Source organism: Cryobacterium sp. TMT2-15-1 (assembly GCF_004402345.1).
Lineage (GTDB): Bacteria > Actinomycetota > Actinomycetes > Actinomycetales > Microbacteriaceae > Cryobacterium > Cryobacterium sandaracinum.
The window spans coordinates 84,013-104,457 of record NZ_SOGD01000059.1; the positions used below are offsets into that span (position 1 = coordinate 84,013).

14 protein-coding genes are annotated in these 20,445 nt (G+C 68.8%); 8 read left to right on the forward strand and 6 right to left on the reverse strand.

The genetic code is table 11. The features are described 5' to 3' along the window. Nucleotide 1 precedes the first annotated feature (1 nt). The gene (valS, locus tag E3O62_RS15755; RefSeq protein WP_134399154.1) at nucleotides 2–2,584 is read right to left on the reverse strand and encodes a valine--tRNA ligase; all 2,583 of its coding nucleotides are present in this window, start codon (nucleotides 2,582–2,584) and stop codon (nucleotides 2–4) included. A gap of 172 nt (nucleotides 2,585–2,756) precedes the next feature. Between valS and E3O62_RS15760 the strand changes: the two genes are divergently transcribed. Beyond that, a complete protein-coding gene (locus E3O62_RS15760; RefSeq protein ID WP_194085923.1) occupies nucleotides 2,757–3,395 on the forward strand; it encodes a cation transporter in 639 nt (212 codons plus the stop codon). Between the two features lie 151 nt (nucleotides 3,396–3,546). On the opposite strand, the gene E3O62_RS15765 is transcribed toward E3O62_RS15760, so the two are convergent. Genes E3O62_RS15765 through E3O62_RS15780 form a run of 4 tightly spaced genes read right to left on the reverse strand, consistent with a single transcriptional unit; the run spans nucleotide 3,547 to nucleotide 8,883 of the window. Then, entirely contained in the window at nucleotides 3,547–5,415 is a 1,869-nt protein-coding gene (locus E3O62_RS15765; protein ID WP_134399158.1) for an ABC transporter ATP-binding protein, read from the reverse strand. After that, on the reverse strand, nucleotides 5,412–6,281 hold the full coding sequence (locus E3O62_RS15770; protein ID WP_134399160.1) for an ABC transporter permease: 870 nt from the start codon (nucleotides 6,279–6,281) through the stop codon (nucleotides 5,412–5,414). Before E3O62_RS15770 ends, E3O62_RS15765 begins: the two co-directional genes overlap by 4 nt. Beyond that, entirely contained in the window at nucleotides 6,278–7,240 is a 963-nt protein-coding gene (locus tag E3O62_RS15775; RefSeq protein WP_255570050.1) for an ABC transporter permease, read from the reverse strand. The genes E3O62_RS15770 and E3O62_RS15775 overlap by 4 nt, the downstream gene beginning before the upstream one ends. Further along, nucleotides 7,228–8,883, reverse strand: coding sequence for an ABC transporter substrate-binding protein (locus E3O62_RS15780; protein ID WP_134399162.1), 1,656 nt, complete (start codon nucleotides 8,881–8,883; stop codon nucleotides 7,228–7,230). The genes E3O62_RS15775 and E3O62_RS15780 overlap by 13 nt, the downstream gene beginning before the upstream one ends. Before the next feature lie 101 nt (nucleotides 8,884–8,984). Here E3O62_RS15780 and E3O62_RS15785 point away from each other — a divergent pair, with 101 nt between their 5' ends. From E3O62_RS15785 to E3O62_RS15810, 6 genes are all read left to right on the forward strand, one after another. Next, complete coding sequence (locus E3O62_RS15785) at nucleotides 8,985–9,701, forward strand: TetR/AcrR family transcriptional regulator (protein ID WP_134399164.1); 717 nt, start codon at nucleotides 8,985–8,987, stop codon at nucleotides 9,699–9,701. A gap of 171 nt (nucleotides 9,702–9,872) precedes the next feature. Continuing rightward, entirely contained in the window at nucleotides 9,873–13,364 is a 3,492-nt protein-coding gene (gene ileS / locus E3O62_RS15790; RefSeq protein ID WP_134399166.1) for an isoleucine--tRNA ligase, read from the forward strand. Further along, nucleotides 13,357–14,799: a folylpolyglutamate synthase/dihydrofolate synthase family protein gene (locus tag E3O62_RS15795; RefSeq protein ID WP_134399168.1), complete on the forward strand. Its 1,443-nt coding sequence runs from the start codon at nucleotides 13,357–13,359 to the stop codon at nucleotides 14,797–14,799. Before ileS ends, E3O62_RS15795 begins: the two co-directional genes overlap by 8 nt. Further along, entirely contained in the window at nucleotides 14,796–15,182 is a 387-nt protein-coding gene (locus tag E3O62_RS15800; RefSeq protein WP_166786519.1) for a DUF4233 domain-containing protein, read from the forward strand. Before E3O62_RS15795 ends, E3O62_RS15800 begins: the two co-directional genes overlap by 4 nt. After that, nucleotides 15,179–15,601 (forward strand): nucleoside-diphosphate kinase, encoded by a 423-nt coding sequence (gene ndk, locus E3O62_RS15805; RefSeq protein WP_134393905.1) that lies wholly within the window; start codon nucleotides 15,179–15,181, stop codon nucleotides 15,599–15,601. The genes E3O62_RS15800 and ndk overlap by 4 nt, the downstream gene beginning before the upstream one ends. Nucleotides 15,602–15,781: 180 nt before the next feature. Further along, a complete protein-coding gene (locus E3O62_RS15810) occupies nucleotides 15,782–16,690 on the forward strand; it encodes a cytochrome b/b6 domain-containing protein (RefSeq protein ID WP_134393904.1) in 909 nt (302 codons plus the stop codon). A 134-nt stretch (nucleotides 16,691–16,824) separates the two neighbouring features. Here the strand turns inward: E3O62_RS15810 and E3O62_RS15815 are convergent, their stop codons facing one another. Then, nucleotides 16,825–17,424, reverse strand: a complete 600-nt coding sequence (locus E3O62_RS15815; protein ID WP_241973548.1) for a vitamin K epoxide reductase family protein — start codon at nucleotides 17,422–17,424, stop codon at nucleotides 16,825–16,827. A 279-nt stretch (nucleotides 17,425–17,703) separates the two neighbouring features. Here E3O62_RS15815 and E3O62_RS15820 point away from each other — a divergent pair, with 279 nt between their 5' ends. Then, the gene (locus E3O62_RS15820) at nucleotides 17,704–20,427 is read left to right on the forward strand and encodes an Rne/Rng family ribonuclease (RefSeq protein ID WP_134399269.1); all 2,724 of its coding nucleotides are present in this window, start codon (nucleotides 17,704–17,706) and stop codon (nucleotides 20,425–20,427) included. Nucleotides 20,428–20,445: the final 18 nt, after the last annotated feature.

Here is a 20,445-nt window from a genome sequence, read left to right on the forward strand (position 1 = left end):
CCTAGTTCTCCAGCACCGTGGCGAGCACGATGTCAGTGACAGCCAATTCGCTGCCCTCAATAAAAACCAACTCCGAGATGCGGCCAACGGCCCTCAGATCAACTGCAGCCTGCCTGAGCAGGGCAATCTCTGCAGCCGTACCGCTAATTACAGCAGAAACAACGGCGGATTTCTGGGATGCCTTGGCATCCGTTTTCGCGCGGCGGATGCCGGTGAGCGCCCGGCTGGACAGGTCCAGCAGGGCCACGTTGCCGCCCTGCCCTCCGCCGAGCTCGGTCTGAACGGGCCAGAAGGTTCGGTGGATGGACCCCTCGTTGGACCAGGACCAGGCTTCCTCGGTCGCGAACGGCACGAACGGGGCGAAGAGGCGCAGCTGGGTGGCCAGGGCGGTGCGCAGGGCGGCGACGGCCGACGCCTGGCCGGCTCCCGCGTCGCCGTACGCGCGCTCTTTGACCAGTTCGAGGTAGTCGTCGCAGAACGTCCAGAAGAAGCTCTCGGTGAGTTCCAGCGCACGGGCGTGGTCGTAGCCCTCGATCGCGGCGGTGGCGTGGCCGACGACGACGCTGAGCCGAGCGAGCATGCTCTGGTCGAGCGGCTCGGTCACGGGGGCGTCGGCGGCGCCGTCGAAGGAGAGGATGAACTTTGACGCGTTCAGGATCTTGATCGCCAGGCGACGGCCGATTTTGATCTGAGTCGGGTTCTTGGGGTCGAAGGCGGCGTCGGTGCCGAGGCGTGATGACGCGGCCCAGTAGCGCACGGCATCCGAACCGTGCTGCTCGAGCATGTCCGCCGGGGTGACCACATTGCCCTTGGACTTGGACATCTTCTTCCGGTCGGGGTCGACGATGAAGCCGGACAGAGCTGCGTGCTGCCACGGCGAGACGCCGTGTTCCAGCTCGGAGCGCAGCAGGGTGGAGAACAGCCAGGTGCGGATGATGTCCTGGCCCTGCGGGCGCAGCGAGTACGGGTAGACGAGATCGAACAGTGCGGGATCGCGCTCCCAGCCGCCCGCCAGCTGCGGGGTCAGGGAGGAGGTCGCCCAGGTGTCCATCACGTCGACCTCCCCGACGAAGCCGTTCGCCTGGCCGCGCTGCTCGGCGGCGTAGCCCGGGGCGGTGTCGGAGGACGGGTCGACCGGGAGCATCTCGCGGGTGGCGACGATGGGCTGGTCGAAGAGCGGGTTCGCGTCGACATCCAGCGGGTACCAGATCGGCAGCGGAACGCCGAAAAAGCGCTGGCGAGAGACGAGCCAGTCGCCGGTGAGGCCGTTGACCCAGTTGTCGTACCGCACGCGCATAAACTCCGGGTGCCACTGCAGGTCGGTTCCGTGCGTGATCAGGCGGGCGCGCAGCTTCTCGTCCCGAGCGCCGTTGCGGATATACCACTGACGGGTCGACACGATCTCGAGCGGTTTGTCGCCCTTCTCGAAGAACTTGACCGGGTGCACGATCGCGCGAGGCTCGCCGATCAGGTCGCCGCCGAGGCGGAGCAGGTCGACCACGGCTGCCTTGGCGGAGAAGACGGTCTTGCCGGCCAGCTGCGCGTACGCGGCCTGTCCGGCCTCGCTCGTGATCGCCTCGGGCGCCTCGGCGATGATGCGGCCGTCAAAGCCCATGATGGCGCGGTTCGGCAGGTCGAGTTCACGCCACCAGATCACATCGGTGACGTCGCCGAACGTGCAGATCATGGCGATGCCACTGCCCTTGTCCTTCTGCGCGAGGTGGTGGGCCAGGATCGGCACCTCCACGTCGAAGAGGGGGGTGCGCACGGTCGTGCCGAACAGCGCCTGGTAGCGCTCGTCGTCCGGATGCGCCACCAGCGCCACACAGGCCGGCAGCAGTTCCGGGCGGGTGGTCTCGATCTCGATGGCGCCGCCATCGGGCATGGCGAAGGCGACCCGGTGGTAGAACGCCGGCATCTCCTTGTCTTCGAGCTCGGCCTGGGCGACCGCGGTGCGGAAGGTGACGTCCCAGAGGGTGGGGGCCATGGCCTGGTAGGCCTCGCCGCGCTCGACGTTGCCGATGAAGGCGGACTGGGAGGTGACCAGCGAGTCATTGCCGATGGTGCGGTAGGTCTGGGTCCAGTCGACGCTCAGGCCCAGCATGCGCCAAACGGCCTCGAACTGCTTTTCGTCCTCGATGGTGAGGCGCTCGCACAGCTCGATGAAGTTGCGGCGGCTGATCGGCAACTGGTCGGCGGCCTTGGTGCTTTTGCCGTCTCCGCCCTCGAACGGGGCGGTGAATTCGGTGGTGTAGGGCAGCGACGGATCGCAGCGCACGCCGTAGTAGTTTTGCACGCGCCGCTCGGTGGGCAGGCCGTTGTCGTCCCAACCCATCGGGTAGAAGACGCTCTTGCCGCGCATCCGCTGGAAGCGGGCGATGACATCCGTGTGGGTGTAGGAGAAGACGTGGCCGATGTGCAGGGAGCCGGAGGCGGTCGGCGGTGGGGTATCGATGGAGAAGATGCTCTCCCGCGTGGCCGAGTCACGGTCGAAACGGTAGGTGCCGGCCTCTTCCCACGAGCCGCCCCACTTGGTTTCGAGGCCTTCAAGGGCCGGTTTTTCCGGAACGTTGGCGGCGGTCATGTTTCTCCGATTCGATCTGTGCGGCACCGTGTCGTTGGTGAAGTGCCTGAGTATTGGGCCTTATCCAACTTACCGGATGCCCCGTCGTCCGCCGACTCGGGCCGTCACCCAGCCCTGCAGCGCCCGGCTGGGACTCGCCGTGAGTGGCAGGATTGAAGCGGGAAGGGGTGCCATGGATGACCCGGGAACACTGTCCGAGGCCCGTCGCACGGTGCTGCACCGCACGGTGCGCTGGATCGTGGGTTTCACGATCGGCTACAACGTGCTCGAGGCCGTCGCCTCGATCGTGGCGGGCGCCGCGGCATCCTCGACCGCCCTGATCGCCTTCGGCCTGGACTCCGTCATCGAGGTGCTCTCCGCCGCGGTCATCGCGTGGCAGTTCTCCCGGCGCGATCCTGAGCGCTGGCAGAAACCGGCCCTCCGCGCCATCGCGATCGCGTTCTTCACCCTCGCCGGGTACGTGATCCTGGCCGCCGGTCTGAGCTTCGCCGGCGTCGTCGAGGCCGCGCCCAGCCCGCTGGGCATCGTCATCGCGTGCCTGAGTCTTGTGATCATGCCTGGGGTGGCCGGCGTGGAGCGCCGGACCGGCGCGGAGCTCGGCAGTGCCAGCGTGATCGCCGACGCCCGGCAGTTGCTGCTCTGCGCGTGGCTGTCCGGGTCGATGCTGCTCGGGTTGGCGGCCAACGCGCTCCTCGGCTGGGCCTGGGCGGACTCGCTCGCCGCCCTCGTGATCGCCGGGTTCGCGATCAGGGAGGGCATCGAGGCGTGGCGCGGCGAAGCCGAGCCGCCGGTGGTGCCGCACGCCGACTAGGAGGGTGAGCCCCCGTCAGGTGGCGGTCGATTCAGGCGATTGCCCCACCAATTCGACGGAGATTTTGCTCTGGGAGCCGGTTTTCAGGCCCGAACGGGACGTTTCGGGCAGAATCTCCGTCGAATTCGTTCGGGACGGAGTCGCCCCAGGGTCAGAATCCGAGCCGGGGGACCGCGCTGAGCAGGGCCTGCGTGTACGGATGCTGCGGGGCGGAAAAGACCCGGGCCGCGGCACCGGTCTCGACGATGCGGCCATCCAGCATCACGGCGACCTGGTCGCTCACGTGCTGGATCACCCCGAGGTCGTGGGAGATGAACAGCAGGCTGAGGCCCAGCTCGCGCTGCAGATCGTCGAGCAGGTCGAGCACCTGGGCCTGCACGGTCACGTCGAGCGAGGACACGGGCTCGTCGCAGATCAGGATCTGCGGGTCGGAGGCCAGCGCTCGGGCGATGCTCACCCGCTGCCGCTGCCCGCCGGAGAGTGAGAGCGGTCGGCGGCCCAGCAGCCCCGGCGGCAGACCCACCGCGTCGAGCAGCTCCAGCACGCGCAGCCGGTCGGCAGTCGTTGCTGAGGCGGTAGTCGTTGCTGAGGCGGTAGTCGACGCGGCAGTCGATGCAGAGCCGCCAAAGCCGGAGGTGTCGCCAGAGCCGGGTGCGCCGCCGCGCCGGCCGCGCCCGGCCGCGCCGCCGACCGCGTCCCGCAGCACCTGCTCGACGCTCAGCCGGGGATCGAAGGAGCTGAGCGCATCCTGGTAGACCGCACCGAGCCGGGGTCGCAGGAGCCGGCGCTGCTTCTCCGCGGCGGCGCTGAACGGCTGCCCGAGCACCCGCACCTCGCCGGCGTCGGGCCGGGTCAGCGCCAGCACGAGGCGGGCCGTCGTGGTCTTGCCGGAGCCGGATTCGCCCACGATGCCGAGCGTCGTGCCGCGCTCGAGCCGGAACGATACCCCGTCGACCGCAAGCTGCTCGCTCCCGTCGGGCCGGGTGAAGCGCTTGACCAGTCCGGCGGCCTCCATCACGATGTCGCGGTCAGCAGCGCCGTCAGCAGCGCGGTCGGCATGGTCGGCGAAGGCCGGCGGGGCAGGCGAAGCGAAGGCCGACGAGGCGAAGGCCGACGAAGTGGACGCAGGTGACACCGGAGCCACGGCCCGCGGGCTCAACCGCAGCCCGCGCGGCTTGTCGACCGGGATCGCGGCGAGCATCTGCCGTGTGACCGGATGCTCCGGCTGGGTCAGCACCTCGTGCGCCGGTCCCTGTTCCACGATGCGTCCCTCGCTCAGCACGGCGATCCGGTCGGCGATACGGCCGACGACGGCCAGGTCGTGGCTGATCAGCAGGATGCCCGTTCCGGCGCGTTTCAGGCTCGCCAGCAGCTCCAGGATCTGCGCCTGCACGGTGACGTCGAGCGCCGTTGTAGGCTCGTCGGCGATCAGCAACGGCGGGTCCAGCGCGATCGCGGCCGCGATCAGGGCCCGTTGGCGTTGGCCGCCGGAGAGCTCACCGGAGCGTTTCCGCATTTGGTTGGCGGCGTCGGGCAGACCCACCTGGTGCAGCACCTCGAGCACCCGAGCGTGCCGAGCGGCGGCGCCGAGGCGGGTGTGCAGCCGCAGCGAGTCGGCGATCTCCCGGCCCACCGGGCGTAGCGGGTCCAGCGACACGAGGGCATCCTGCAGCACCAGACCGACGTCGCGGCCGCGCCGTCGGCGCCAGTGCTGCTCGGACAGCCCGCGCACATCGGAGCCCGCGAGGCTCAGCTCGTCGGCGCGCACCCAGGCCGTGTCACCGGCCAGGCCGAGCAGGCTGCGCGCGGTGACGCTCTTGCCCGAGCCGGACTCGCCCACGATGGCCAGGCATTCGCCGGGGGCCACCTCGAACGAGACTCCGTTCAACACCGGGTCGGCGTCACCCTGCGGCCCGAAGCCCACCACGAGGTTCCGCACTCGCACCGCCGTAGCGTCGGTCACGCCCGCGGCCTCGGGAGAGCCCAGGCCGCCCAGGCCCACGCCCAGCTCGCCGCTCATGCGTGCCTCATCCGTCGCTCGATGCCGCGGCCGAGCGCCGTGGCCGATACCGCCGTCAGCACGATGAATAGCCCGGGAAAGAAGCTCATCCACCAGGCTGACCCGATGTAGGTGCGCCCGGCGGAAAGCATCGCGCCCCACTCCGCGGCGGGCGGCGCCGCGCCCAGGCCCAGGTAGCTCAGCGCCGATGCCCAGACGATGGCCTGGCCGATGCCGAGCGTGCCGAGCACGAACAGCGGAGCGAGGGTGTTGGGCAGGATGTGCCGCACCAGGAGTTGCCCCGGGCTGCGCCCGAGCACGGTCGCCGCCTCGACGAAGGCCGAGGACCGTACGGACAGCAGCTGGCCACGGATGATGCGGGCATAGCCGGGCGCGGTCGCCAGACCCACGGCGACGGTCGCCGTGGCAACGCCCGGCCCGAAGATCAGGATGAAGAGCAGGGCCAGCAGCAGCCCGGGAAACGCGAACAGCACCTCGAGGAACCGGTTCACGGTGAAGTCGACGACGGGGCCGAGCATGCCGGCCAGGGTGCCGAGCACGAGTCCCAGGCCGAGTCCGATCAGGGTGGCGAGGGTGCCGATCAGCAGGGAGCTGCCGGTGCCGTGGCTGACCCGCGTATAGATGTCCCGGCCGGATTCGTCGGTGCCGAACCAGTGTGCGGGTGAGGGGGTCTGGAACGCCGACAGCGGGTCGATCCCGAGCGGGTCGCCGGGGGCTACGAGCGTGGGGAACAGCGCCGCCGTGACCAGGAACAGGGCGAACAGGCCGGCCAGAACCTCGGCCACGCCGAACCGGCGGGACGCACGCGCAGTCCTGGGCGCTCGCGGCGCCCGGCCCAGCCCGGCCTGGATCTCGAGGTCGCTCATCGCGCCCGCAGCCGAGGGTCGGCCATGCGCTGGGCCAGGTCGGTGAGCAGGGTCATCAGGATGTACCCGACGGCCACGATCAGCACCGCGCCGACCACGACCGGGACGTCGCGCACGGTCACCGCGGTCAGCAGCGTGCGCCCCAGGCCCGGCCGGGCGAAAATGGTCTCGACCACCACGGCCCCACTGATCAGGGAGCCGAAGGCCCAGCCGGAGAGGCTGATCGCCGGCAGCGACGCGTGCCGGATGACGTGCACCCAGCGCACCCCGCGTTCGCCCTCGCCGCGGGCGCGGGCGGAGAGCACGAACGGGGACTCCAGCGCCGTGAGCAGCGACTCCCGCATGATCTGGCCGAGGAAACCGGCGAGAGGCACGGCGAGGGTCAGCACCGGCAGCACCAGCCCGGACACCCCGGAGGTGCTGATCGGCGGTAGCCAGCCCAGCCATACGCTGAACAGCACGATCAGCACCGTCGCCAGCCAGAAGTGGGGGAGCGCGGCGGCAACGATCTCCAGCCCGGACCCCAGGTACCAGGCGAACCGCCCGCCGCGGGTGGACCAGGTGGCCAGCCCGAGGGCGAGCAGCCAGGCCACGGCGAGGGCGAGCACGGCCAGCAACAGGGTGCCTCCGAGCTGGCCGAGCAGGAGCGGCGCGACGTCCTGGTTCAGGGAGTACGAGCGGCCCAGGTCCCCGGTGGCCAGGCGTGCCAGTTGCGCCAGGTACTGCACGAACACGGGCTGGTCGAGCCCGTATTCCGCCCGGACCGCGGCGAGCGCCTCCGGAGAGGTCTGCGAGCCGGGGCCACCCAGGATGGCCTCGGCCGGGTCGCCGGGGATCAGGCGGATAGCGAAGAAGGTCAGCGTGGCCACCATCCAGAGCACGAAGACCGCGCCGCCCAGGCGGCCCAGGACGACCCGGGCCGTCCGGACGACCGGCGCGGCGCGGCCTACTTCAGCCACGCATCGTAGAACGTGGGCGTCGACACGGTCGGCAGCGCCCGCGCGCCCACCACGTCGGTGCCGAGCAGGTAGTGGTTCTGCTGGTCGAAGAGCGGCAGGATGTAGAAGCCCTCGAGCACCATGTTCTGCGCGTCGGCGTAGAGGGCGGCGCGTTCCTCGGCATCCGTCACCTGGCCGGCCTGGGTGAGCAGGGCGTCGATGGCCGGGTCATTCACCTGGGCGTGATTGGCGAAGTAGCCGCTGGGTGCAGGGATGATGCCGTCGGAGTGGAACAGGATGCGCAGAACGTCGGGTCCGACCTTCGTGTACGGGGCGCTGACGGCGTCGTAGTCGTTCTCGCCTAGCGCGGTGTACCAGCTGGAGAGGTCCATCGGGCTGAGCACGACCTCGAAGCCGGTCTCTTTCGCGGTGGCCTGGATCTGCTCGAACAGGGACTGCTCCGCCGGGATGGACTGGTTCGTGCTCACCGGGAAGTCGACCGTGAGGCGCTCGCCGTCCTTAACCAGGTAGCCGTCCGAGTCTCGCTCGGTCCAGCCGGCGGAATCGAGCAGGTCCGAGGCGGCCGCGGGGTCGTAGTCGAACAGGTCGGGGCCCGACACGGCGAGCGGTTCGGCGCTGGAGAGGGCGGAGTACGAGCGTTCGGCCGTGCCCTGGAACAGGCTCGTGACGGCGTCGTCGACGTTCGCCGAGCGGATGAACGCCTCCCGCACGAGCGGGTCGTCGAACGGCGCGCGGCCGGAGTTCAGCTCGATCCGGTTCGAGGCGCCCGGGCGCGGGGCGTCGAGGTGCACAATGGTGTCGCTCTTCTCGGCCTGCACGATGGTGTCGGGCTGAATGTTGTCGATCACGTCGGCGTCGCCGGACTGCAGGGCCGCGTAGCGGGAAGCGGAGTCGGGGATGAAGCGCCAGACGATGGAGTCGAGGTAGGCCGGCCCGGTGTGCTCGGCATCCTCGGGCGGGGAGCTGTAGTTCTTGTTCCGCACCAGGGTGATCGATTCCTGCTGCACCCACTTCTCGACCTGGAACGGGCCGGTCCCGACCGGAGCGGCGCAGTTCTCGTCCTGGCTGCGGGCCAACGCGGTGGGAGATTCGATCGCCAACCACGGCTGGGAGAGTGATTCGAGCAGGGCGCTGTCGGGTTCGCTCAGCACGAGGCGCACGACGTTGGTGGAGACCGCCTCGGTGCCGGTGACCTTGCCTAGGGCCAGGTAGCCGGTCGACGAGCCCGTCTCGGGGTCCTGGATGTGCGCGATGTTCGCCTGCACGGCGGCGGCGTCGAGCGGGGTGCCGTCGGTAAAGCTTACGTCGGCGGCGAGCGTGAAGTCCCAGGCCAGCCCGTCGGCGCTCTCGGTCCAAGAATCGGCCAGCCAGGGGATGATCGTGCCGTCCTCGTCCCGGGAGACGAGCGACTCGAGGTACTGCGTGCTGACCAGGGCCTGCGGGTAGTTGCCGCCCACGTGCGGGTCCAGGCAGGTGGGCTCGGCGTCGCCGGACGCGTAGGTCAGCGTGCCACCGGAGACGGGCTCGGTGGCTTCAGGGGACTCGGCAGTGGCGCAGCCGGCGAGCAGGATGCCGGTGGCGACGAGGCCGACCAGCCCGGTCAGGGTGCGCGATGCGCGCTGGGTATGCCCCGAAGTGTGCATGGTGGGTCTCTTTCCGCGGCGCCCGATGGGCCGAGTGTGCAATTGTTGGACTCGGTCCACAAACGAGATGGACTCGTCCCATCGTAGAACACAGGAGCGGCATGCCTGATCCCGAACCGAAGCGGGCCGGCCGGCCCCGCGGATCCTCGCGGGCGATGCTCGAGGAGGCGTCCGCCGAGCTTTTCCTCGAGCAGACGTATGCGGGCACCACGATCCTTCAGATCACCCGCCGCGCGGGCGTCAGCCGGGCCACCTTCTTCAACTACTTCACGGCCAAGAGTGACCTGCTCTGGGTCGACGTCGACGCGGGCCTGGCGACGTTGCCGGCCGCCCTCGACCAGTCCGCCGCCGCAGCCGGGCCGGCGGAGGCCGTGGATGCCGTGGAGCGGGCGCTGCTGCAGGTCTCTGCCGCGTTCGGGCCGGGGCAGGTGCCCTGGGCGCTCACCCAGTACGAGCTGATGGGCACGACCGGCGAGCTGGAGGCATCCGCCCTGTCCCGGTTCATGGCCCAGGTGACCCTGGTCACCCGCTTCGTCGGAGCGCGAGGCGGCACGACCGACCAGCTCTCCAGCCGGGCCTTCGCGATGGCCGTGCTCGGGGCCGCGGCCGCCGCCGCCGGGGTCTGGGCGCGTGCCGGGGTCACCCGCGGAGCGCTGGAACCCTACGTCGGCGCGGCCATCGCGCCCGTCTGCATGGGGTACCGCGCCCTGCACACCCGGGGCCGGACGCAGGGTAGAATAGACCGACATGACTGTGATCCGGCCATCACCGGTGAGTCTTCGGAAGAACGGCAACCGCTTCGCGGCGGTTCCCAGTAGAACCGAACGGGTCGGGCCCGTCACAGCCTCAGAACAAGCGGTTTCCCAGGGCTTCGGCTTCGAGAGACAAGCGAGGTGGTACCGCGGCGAATCCCGTTCGGAGTCGGCGTCCTCGTGGAACAGGGGCAGATCTGTGAACGACCGAGCCTGCCCGACTCGTCCAGGAGAGACATGACGTACCCCAAAGGCCAGCAGTTTGGTTCCCCCGCCCAGCCCGGCGGCATCGTGCCCTCGCCGAACTTCCCCCAGATCGAAACCGACGTGCTCGCGTTCTGGAAGAACGACGGCACCTTCCAGGCGTCGATCGACAACCGGGCGGATGCCCCCGAGTGGGTCTTCTACGATGGCCCGCCGTTCGCCAACGGCCTGCCCCACTACGGCCACCTGCTGACCGGATACGCGAAGGACCTGTTCCCGCGGTTCCAGACCATGCGTGGCAAGCAGGTGCACCGCCGCTTCGGCTGGGACACCCACGGCCTACCGGCCGAACTGGAAGCCGAACGCGAGCTGGGCATCACCGACAAGAGCGAGATCGAGAAGATGGGCATCGGCGCCTTCAACGCCGTCGCCCGCAGCTCCGTGCTCAAGTACACCAAGGTCTGGGAGGAGTACGTCACCCGCCAGGCGCGCTGGGTCGACTTCGAGAATGACTACAAGACGCTCGACATCACCTTCATGGAATCCGTGATCTGGGCCTTCAAGCGGCTGCATGACAAGGGTCTGGCCTATGAGGGCTACCGGGTGCTGCCGTACTGCTGGCGCGACCAGACGCCGCTGTCCAACCACGAACTGCGCATGGACGACGACGTCTACAAGATGCGCCAGGACCAGACCGTCACGGTCACGTTCCCGCTCGTCGGCGCCAAGGCCGAAGCCCTGGGGCTGACCGCCGTGCGCGCCCTGGCCTGGACGACCACCCCCTGGACGCTCCCGACGAACCTGGCGCTCGCCGTTGGCCCCGAGATCATCTACGCCGTCGTGCCGGCCGGGCCGAACGGCACCCCGGACGCGACGGTGCTGCGGGAGTCCGTTCCCGGGACGGATGCCGCGGCATCCGTCGCCTCCACCGAGGTTCTCGGCGCCGAATACCTGATCGCGATCGACCTGGTCGGCAACTACGCCAAGGACCTCGGCTACGACTCGGCGGCGGACGCCACCGCGGCGATCTCCCGCACCGTTCTCGGCACCGCCCTCGAGGGCGTCAGCTACGACCGCCTCTTCGACTACTACGCCGACACCGCGGTCTGGGGCACCCAGAACGCCTGGACGATCGTCGTGGCCGACTACGTCACCACCGCCGACGGCACCGGCATCGTGCACCAGGCGCCCGCCTACGGCGAGGAGGACCAGAAGCTCTGCGAGGCCGCCGGCATCCCGGTGATCATCTCGCTCGACGCGGGCGGCAAGTTCCTCGCCGACGTGCCCGAGGTCGCCGGCCAGCTCTGGAGCGACGCGAACAAGCCGCTCACCCAGCTGCTCAAGAACGAGGGCCGCCTGCTTCGACAGGCCAGCTACGAGCACTCCTACCCGCACTGCTGGCGCTGCCGCAACCCGCTGATCTACAAGGCCGTGTCGAGCTGGTTCGTGCGTGTCACCGACTTCCGTGGCCGTCTGGTGGACCTCAACCAGGAGATCAACTGGGTGCCGGAGAACGTCAAGGACGGCCAGTTCGGCAAGTGGATCGGCAACGCCCGCGACTGGTCGATCAGCCGCAACCGGTACTGGGGCTCGCCGATCCCGGTCTGGAAGAGCGACAACCCCGATTACCCGCGCATCGACGTCTACGGCTCCCTCGACGAGCTCGAGGCCGACTTCGGCGTGCGCCCCACCGACCTGCACCGCCCCTACATCGACGAGCTCACCCGCCCGAACCCCGACGACCCCACGGGCCAGTCCACCATGCGGCGGATCACGGATGTGCTCGACGTCTGGTTCGACTCCGGGTCGATGCCGTTCGCGCAGGTGCACTACCCGTTCGAGAACGCCGACTGGTTCGACAGCCACAACCCGGCCGACTTCATCGTGGAGTACATCGGGCAGACCCGCGGCTGGTTCTACATGCTGCACACGCTCTCCACCGCCCTGTTCGACCGCCCCGCCTTCAAGAACGTGGTCAGCCACGGCATCGTGCTCGGCAACGACGGGCAGAAGATGTCCAAGTCGCTGCGCAACTACCCCGATGTGAACGAGGTATTCGATCGGGACGGTTCGGATGCCATGCGCTGGTTCCTGATGAGCTCCTCCGTGCTGCGCGGCGGCAACCTGATCGTCACCGAGGAGGGCATCCGCGAGGGTGCCCGCCAGGTCATGCTCCCGCTCTGGAGCACCTGGTACTTCTTCTCGCTCTACGCCAACGCGTCCGGTGAGAAGGGCTACGACGCCACCTGGCGCACCGACTCCACCGACGTGCTCGACCGCTACCTGCTGGCCAAGACCCGCGACCTGATCGTGGAGGTCACGGCCGACCTGGAGGCCCTCGACAGCACCCAGGCGACCGCCCGGCTCCGGGACTTCGCCGACGTGCTCACCAACTGGTACGTGCGCCGCTCGCGAGACCGGTTCTGGGCCGGCGCCGGGAGCTCGGTCTCGGGCTCGGGCTCGGGCTCGGGCTCGACAGGCGCGACCACCTCGAACGAGGCCTTCGACACGCTCTACACCGTGCTCGAAACGGTGACCCGGGTGGCCGCCCCGATGCTCCCGCTCGTCACCGAGCGCATCTGGCAGGGCCTCACCGGTGGGCGCAGCGTGCACCTGACCGACTGGCCCGACGCCGATCTGTTCCCTGCCGACACCGTGTTGGTCACGGCGATGGACCAGGTGCGCACCATCAGCTCCACCGTGCTGTCGCTGCGCAAGCAGGCCGGTCTGCGCGTGCGCCTGCCGCTGGCAACCCTTACCGTGGTCACAGTCGACACGGCGGCCCTGGCCCCGTTCGAGGGCATCCTTCGCGACGAGCTGAACGTCAAGAGCGTGCGCCTGGTCGAGCTGGCCGACGACAGCGCGAGCGCCTACGGCATCACCTCCCGGCTCACCGTGAACGCCCGGGCCGCCGGCCCGCGCCTCGGCAAGCAGGTGCAGCAGGTCATCAAGGCCGCCCGCGCCGGCGACTGGAGCGAGACCGCCGACGTCGTCACCGCCGGCGGCATCGAGCTGGTCGCAGGGGAGTACGAACTCGTGCTGCAGACCGGCCCGGCCGACGGTTCCCCCGTCGCCGACGACGCGGCGTCTGATGCCCCGGCCCTGGCGCTCCTGGCGGGCGGTGGTTTCGTGCTGCTCGAGACGCAGACCACCCCGGAACTCGAGGCGGAGGGCTTAGCCCGCGATCTGATCCGCGCCGTGCAGGACACCCGCAAGTCGGCCGGATTCGAGGTGAGCGACCGCATCCGTCTCGATCTCGTCTTCTACTCCGCCGAGGACGCCGCGACCTTCGCCCTTGCGGCCGGCGTCGACGTCGCCGCGGAGACCCTGACCCTCCGGTTCGCCACCCATGTGGCCACCGAGGTGTCCGATGACAGCCTGGCGCACGGCCTGCCGTCCGAATGGCTGCAGAGCCTGGTCGGCTTTCCCGTCGAGCACTACGTGCTCTACGAGGCTGGTCACTATGCCAACCGGGGGACCGTCCTGGTCGCCGTCGCCCGAGAGAACGGACTCGTCCATGTCTGACCCGAAGAAGCCCGGGGCGAAGAAGCCCGGGGCGAAGAAGCCCGGATCGAAGAAGCCCGGGGCGAAGAAGCCGCGCCAGTCCTCCGACCCCGGCCGGGAGGCCGGGGACGCCGTCTTCGCCGCCCTCCTCGCCCGCGTGGGCGAGGGTGCGCCGAAGCCGCGTCTGGCCCCGACCCGGCGGGCACTCGAACTGCTGGGTGACCCTCAGACCGTCTACCCGGTGATCCATATCACCGGCACCAACGGCAAGACCAGCACGAGCCGCATCACCGAGAGCATCGTGCGCGCCTACGGGCTGCGCACCGGACTGATGACGAGCCCGCACCTCGTGCGGCTCAACGAGCGCATTGTGATCGACGGGGAGTCCATCACCGATGAGGCCCTGGCGGCGAACTGGGCCGACATCGAACCCTTCCTGGCCATGGTCGACGCGGAACTCGCGGCGGCAGGCGACGACGCGCTCACCTTCTTCGAGGCGCTCACCGTGCTGGCCTTCGCCTGCTTCGCCGACGCCCCCGTCGACGTCGCCGTGATCGAGGTCGGCATGGGCGGCGAGTGGGATTCCACCAACGTCGCCGACGGGCAGGTGGCCGTGTTCACGCCCATCGCCCTCGACCACACGCTCCGCCTCGGCAACACGATCGCCGAGATCGCCCGCACCAAGGCCGGCATCATCAAGCCGTCCGCCGCCGTGGTCTCCGCCCGGCAGGGCGAGGCGGCGCAGGCCGAACTCGAGCGGGCCGCCGAGCTGACCGAGTCGACCCTGGCCAGTGAGGGCGAGGATTTCGCCCTGATCAACAGCCAGGTCGCCGTGGGCGGGCAGCTCATCTCGGTGCGCGGCCTCGCCGGCACCTACTCGGACCTGTTCCTGCCGCTGTACGGCACGCACCAGGCGCAGAACGCGGCCGTCGCGATCGCCGCCGTCGAGTCCTTCCTCGGGGCCGGCACCACGGCGCTCTCGCAGGACCTGGTCGAGGAGGGCCTCGCGCAGGTCACCTCGCCCGGACGCCTGCAACTGATCGGAATCGAACCGTCCGTCCTGGTGGATGCCGCGCACAACCCGCACGGAGCGGCCGCCCTCAGCACTGCGCTGGCCGACTACTTCGACTTCGACGAAATCGTGGCCGTGGTGGGCATCCTCACCGACAAGGATGCGACCGGCATCATCACCGCGCTGCAGTCCACGGTGGTGCGGTTCCACGTCACACAGTCGCAGTCCGAGCGCGCGGTCGGCGTCGACGACCTCGCCGACCTGATCGCCGACCTCGCCGGCGAGGAGACGACCGTCCGGTTCGACGACCTCGCGCAGGCCCTCGAATCCGCCAGGGACTGGGCCCTCGAGTCGCCCAAGCGGGCTGTGATCGTGACCGGGTCGATCACCCTCGTCGGCGAAGCCATCATTCTGGCCGACGCCCGGGAATGGCTGGCGAAATGACGCCCGCTCCCCGCTCGGTGAAGCGCACGCTCGCGACGATCGTGCTCGGCTTCGAGATCATCGTGGTTGCCCTTGCCGCCCTGGTGATCTTCGGTCTGCAGGCGTTGCCGCCGTGGCTGGCCCTCGGCGGGGGAGCAGTGCTGGGGCTGGCCATGGTGGCCGTGCTCGCGCTGCTCCGTTATGAGTGGGCCTACGTGGTCGGCTGGATCCTCCAGCTGATCATGGTGGCCGCCGGCTTCCTCAACCCGGCCATGTTCTTCGTCGGCGGCATGTTCGCCGCCATGTGGGCGTACTGCATGATCGCCGGCTCCCGGATCGACAACCAGAACCAAAACTTTCCCAACAACGAGAACAACGAGAACAACGAGAAAGAGAACTCATGAGCACCCAGGTCCAGGAAACTCTCGTATTGGTCAAACCGGATGGCGTTGCCCGCAACCTCTCCGGCGAGATCCTGCGTCGCATCGAGCAGAAGGGATACTCCCTCGTCGACGCGAAGCTCGTGCAGGCCGACCGGTCCCTGCTGGCCGAGCACTACGCCGAGCACCAGGGCAAGCCGTTCTTCGAACCTCTCGTGGAGTTCATGGAAAGCGGTCCGATCCTCGTGCTGCGCATCGCCGGCGAACGCGTGATCGAGGGCTTCCGCTCCCTGGCCGGCACAACCGACCCGACCACCGCGGCTCCCGGCACCATCCGCGGCGACTTCGGCCGAGACTGGGGCACCAAGGTGCAGCAGAACCTCGTGCACGGCTCCGACTCGCCCGAGTCGGCCGACCGCGAACTGGCCCTCTGGTTCGACTGACCCGTACCGAACGGGGAACAGCCACTGACCGGATGCCGGGAAGCGGCTGTTCTCGTGGGAAGCCGATGTCGGTGCTTGGTGCACCAAGCGCACCGCCGTCGCAGAATGGCCGATGATGACGGTGCCCCGCTGAGCACGTGCCGACATCCTCTTTGATTCGTCTGACTAGAAAGCCTCACCATGCCGCATGCCCGGAACCCCTGGTTCAATCTGGTCTGGGCCATCCCGCTGGCGATCATCCTGCTGGCCGCCGTCGTGCTCGCCGCCCGGGGCATCCGTTCCCTGCCGATGGCGCAGGAGTTCCTGGTCGACTTCCCGGGGGCCTCGCCGCTGCCGTCGTGGGCCCCCGTCGGCTTCCCCGCGTGGCTGGCGTGGCAGCACGGCCTGAACGTTTTCTTCCTGCTCTTCATCGTGCGTTCGGGTTGGCAGATCCGCACGTCCGGGCGCCCGAGCATGTTCTGGACCCGGCGCAACACCGGCCTGTTTCGAACCCGACGTGCCCCCCGCCGGTTGGGTATCAACCTCTGGCTGCACCTCGCGGTGGATGCCCTCTGGGTACTCAACGGGATCGTCTTCTACGTGCTGCTGTTCGTCACCGGTCAGTGGGTGCGCATCGTTCCGGTCAGCTGGGACATCATTCCGAATGCGCTCTCGGCCGCCCTCCAGTACGCCTCGCTGGACTGGCCGATCACCAACGGCTGGGTGAACTACAACGCGCTACAAACTCTGAGCTACTTCAGCATCGTGTTCGTGGCCGCGCCGCTCGCCTTGGCCTCGGGCATCCGCCTGTCACCGCTCTGCACGTCGCGCCGGCTTGGAGAATTGATCCCGCTGCGCCCGACCAGGGCCGTGCACGTGGGCGTGATGGTCTTCTTCCTTGCATTCATCGTGATCCACGTCACGCTGGTGTTCGCCACCGGTGCCCTGCGCAACCTGAACCACATGTACGCGGCGCAGAGCGACGACGGCTGGACCGGATTCTGGATCTTCGCCGCATCCCTGGTCGTGATGCTCGTGGCCTGGGTCGCCGAGGGTCCCCGACTGTTGCGGGCGGTCGCCTCTCTCGGCGGAACCGTCACCACGCGCTGAGCCGCGGTGCCGGCTGAGCCAGGTGCAGGCAACCTCGGGGGCCTCACCTGACGGGGCTGGGAGCCGTGGGGGCGAACCTCCGAACGCCACGTCACCGGGTCCCGACACACGCGACCGCCGAGGCAGGCGCTCCGCTACAGGCGGTTCAGGAAGTCCATCTCGACCTGGGCGATGACGGCGGCGATCAGGTAGCAGACGATCGTGATCACGATGATCCAGGAGTAGGCGACGGATGCCAGGCGCCGCACCCGGGGCGCCGCTGGGAGGTTGCCCGCCGTGAGGTTGTGCAGCGTCACGGCGAGGAACATTGGGATCGTGACCGTCCAGGTCACCATGCACCACGGGCAGAGCACGTCGAGCACGAAAAAGCTCTGTGCCATCAGCCAGATCACGAAGGCGAGGGCGCCGGTGACGCCCACGTTCAGCGCGATCCAGAACCAGCCGGCGAACCGCGCCCCGGCCAGGATCGCGGCGCCGATCGTGATGACGACCGTCCAGGCCATCAGGCCGATCAACGGGTTGGGGAACCCGAGGATGGCACCCTGCCACGAACCCAGGTTGGTGCTGCAGCCCACCAGCACACTGAAGTTGCAGGAGAGCTGGGCCTGGGGGTCCTCGAGGATCGCGAACTTGTCGACGGTCAGCAGGAAAGCCGCGGTGAGGGCGATCAAACCACCGATGATGAAGAAGATGGCGAGCCCGATGGGGCGCTTGACGGGCGGGTTGTGGGGCACATTTGGATTATGTCATGTGCCTCGCATGTGTTCCTGAGAATGCATGCGATAATCGGAACAGTCGCTTGGGCCGCGCTCAAGTTGACGCCAGACAAGTCTTAATGGGCCGTAAAGGCCCAGATTCATTGGTCCCACGACCAAAGGTATTAGCAGCCAGAGCCAAGAGCCGGTTGCGAACGAAGAGGATTTCCGAGGGTTTCGCGCAAGCGCGATCCTCGCACGAGAGAGTAGCCGGATGGGTGGCGCGGTCGCCCACACCGGTCAAGGAGCGCACCAGTGATGGTGGAAGACAACGAAAACATCAAAAAACGCAAGGGTTTGTTCGGCAGCCGCCGCACCTCGCGGAGGTCTGCCACCCCGGTGGCCGCTCCGGAGGCCGCGCCTGAGCACAACAGTCCGCAGCACAATGACGCCGAGCAGAACGTCGCCCCGGCGACGCGCGAGCCGATTTCAGCAGCGCAGACACCCCGCGTCCACACCGACGACGCCGTGACCGAGCCGGCAGCCGCCGCTCCCATCGGCGAAACCCCCGACTCAGAACAGGACGCTGCCGTGGAACCGACGCCGCCCACCCCGACCGCCGATGTGGTCCGCCGCCCGTCCACCTCGCTGGTGTTTCAGGCCCCGGTCATCGTGCCGCTACCGGCCCGCACCGGAGCGCGCCGCGACACCGTGCGTCAGGACCAACGCCAGGACATCCGTCAGGACCATGACGACGAGGGCGACGAGTCGTCGACCGTCCGTCGTCGCGCCCGCCGGCGCACCGGCGACGAGAACCGGTCCGGATCCGACGACCCCGCGAACACCGTTGTTCGCGTCCGCACGCCCCGCGAACCCGAACTCATCACCGAACCCCAGCGGATCAAGGGATCGACCCGCCTCGAGGCCAAGAAGCAGCGCCGCCGTGACGGCCGGGATGCCGGACGCCGTCGCCCGGTGATCACCGAGGCCGAGTTCCTCGCCCGCCGCGAATCCGTCGACCGGGTCATGGTCGTGCGGGCCAAGCACAACAAGATTCAGATCGGGGTGCTGGAAGACGGTGTGCTGGTCGAGCACTACGTCGCCAAGAACCAGGATGCCTCGCTGATCGGAAATGTCTACCTGGGCAAGGTGCAGAACGTGCTGCCGAGCATGGAAGCCGCCTTCGTCGACATCGGACGCGGCCGTAATGCCGTGCTGTACTCGGGGGAGGTCGACTGGGAGGCCGCCGCCGAGAATTCCGGCAACAGCAGCCAGGCTCGCCGCATCGAGCTCGCGCTCAAGCCGGGCGACAAGGTTCTCGTGCAGGTCACGAAGGACCCGATCGGGCACAAGGGTGCGCGACTCACCAGCCAGGTGTCACTGCCCGGCCGCTACCTCGTCTACGTGCCGAACGGCTCGATGAACGGGATCAGCCGCAAGTTGCCCGACACCGAGCGGGCCCGCTTGAAGAAGATCCTCAAGGAGGTTCTGCCCGAGAACGTGGGAGTCATCGTGCGCACCGCGGCCGAGGGTGCCACCGACGAGCAGCTCACGCTCGACGTCAACCGGCTCACCTCCCAGTGGGCGTCCATCGCCAAGCAGGTCGACACGGTGCAGGCACCGGCCCTGCTGCATAGCGAACCGGACCTTCTGATCAAGATCGTGCGGGATGTCTTCAACGAGGACTTCCAGAAGATGGTCATTTCCGGCGAGGAATCGCGCGAGGTCATCGAGGCCTACCTGCGCCAGGTCGCACCGGACCTGGTGGAGCGCGTGGAGCGCTACGAGGGTGAGAACGACGCCTTCGACGAGTACCGCATTTCGGAGCAGATCGAGAAGGCCCTCGACCGCAAGGTATGGCTACCGTCCGGTGGCTCCCTTGTGATCGACCGCACCGAGGCCATGACCGTCGTCGATGTCAACACCGGCAAGTTCGTCGGCTCTGGTGGAAACCTCGAGGAGACCGTCACGAAGAACAACCTCGAGGCTGCCGAAGAGATCGTTCGCCAGCTGCGTCTGCGCGACATCGGCGGCATCATCGTCGTCGACTTCATCGACATGGTCCTCGAAACCAACCGCGACCTCGTACTGCGCCGCATGCTCGAATGCCTGAGCCGCGACCGCACCAAGCACCAGGTCGCCGAGGTCACCTCGCTCGGGCTTGTGCAGATGACCCGCAAGAAGCTCGGTCTCGGACTCCTGGAATCATTCAGCGAGAACTGTGACGCCTGTGCCGGCCGAGGCATCGTCATCCACCACGACCCGGTGCTCAAGCACCGCCAGACGGCTCAGCCGACCATGGAGCGTCGCCCGCGCAGCAAGTCGGGCACCAATTCCGGCGGCGACGGCGGGAACCGCGGCGGAAACGGCAACGGCAACGGCAACGGTACCAACTCCGCAGCCGCGCACGCGCCTCAGGCCGATGCCGGCAAGTCCGGACATGGCACCCACGGCATCACCGAGGATGCCAAGCACGCCCTCGCCCTGATCGCCGCCCGCACCATCCCGCGCGCCCTGACCGGCTCGATCCCGATCATCGCCCTGCCTGAGGCGAAGCCGGAATCGTTTCCCGCGGAGAAGGCGGCCGCCGCGTCAGCCGCTCCGGCCGCCGAGGCCAACCCGATCGAGGAGGCCGTGAAAGAGGCAGTCGCGGCCGAGACGTCTGCACCGCCGGCACGCCGCAGCCGTAGGGCGTCCTCCACGCCCCGACAGCGGGACGCAGCGCCTATCGTGACCCCGGAAACCCCGGTGCAGGGGGCGCAGCAGACCCCGGTCGAGGCGCCTGCCGCGCTCGAGGCCACGGCGCCCGACGACGACGAGCCCGTCGCCATCCTGGACATCCCGGTCAAGAAGTCCTCCCGTAGCCGCCGCCCGGTCAGCAAGCAGGTCACTGACCAGCTGCTGGACTCGGTGCTGGATGCCCTGCCCGAGCCCAAGCAGCCGGGCCAGGGGCGTTCACGCAGCCGCCGGGTGACGACGGCCGGCGGATCCACCGGGTCGGCCCAGCCGATCGTGACCACGGCCGCGGATTCCCCGCAGTAGCGAGAATCCGCGCAGGAA

Excerpts from the sequence above, each read along its gene's own strand:
- E3O62_RS15780 (WP_134399162.1), bottom strand. The coding sequence starts at position 8,883 with ATGCACACTTCGGGGCATACCCAGCGCGCATCGCGCACCCTGACCGGG.
- ndk (WP_134393905.1), top strand. The coding sequence starts at position 15,179 with ATGAGCACCCAGGTCCAGGAAACTCTCGTATTGGTCAAACCGGATGGC.
- E3O62_RS15800 (WP_166786519.1), top strand. The coding sequence starts at position 14,796 with ATGACGCCCGCTCCCCGCTCGGTGAAGCGCACGCTCGCGACGATCGTG.
- E3O62_RS15820 (WP_134399269.1), top strand. The coding sequence starts at position 17,704 with ATGGTGGAAGACAACGAAAACATCAAAAAACGCAAGGGTTTGTTCGGC.
- ileS (WP_134399166.1), top strand. The coding sequence starts at position 9,873 with ATGACGTACCCCAAAGGCCAGCAGTTTGGTTCCCCCGCCCAGCCCGGC.
- E3O62_RS15795 (WP_134399168.1), top strand. The coding sequence starts at position 13,357 with ATGTCTGACCCGAAGAAGCCCGGGGCGAAGAAGCCCGGGGCGAAGAAG.
- E3O62_RS15785 (WP_134399164.1), top strand. The coding sequence starts at position 8,985 with ATGCCTGATCCCGAACCGAAGCGGGCCGGCCGGCCCCGCGGATCCTCG.
- E3O62_RS15765 (WP_134399158.1), bottom strand. The coding sequence starts at position 5,415 with ATGAGCGGCGAGCTGGGCGTGGGCCTGGGCGGCCTGGGCTCTCCCGAG.
- valS (WP_134399154.1), bottom strand. The coding sequence starts at position 2,584 with ATGACCGCCGCCAACGTTCCGGAAAAACCGGCCCTTGAAGGCCTCGAA.
- E3O62_RS15770 (WP_134399160.1), bottom strand. The coding sequence starts at position 6,281 with ATGAGCGACCTCGAGATCCAGGCCGGGCTGGGCCGGGCGCCGCGAGCG.
- E3O62_RS15760 (WP_194085923.1), top strand. The coding sequence starts at position 2,757 with ATGGATGACCCGGGAACACTGTCCGAGGCCCGTCGCACGGTGCTGCAC.
- E3O62_RS15810 (WP_134393904.1), top strand. The coding sequence starts at position 15,782 with ATGCCGCATGCCCGGAACCCCTGGTTCAATCTGGTCTGGGCCATCCCG.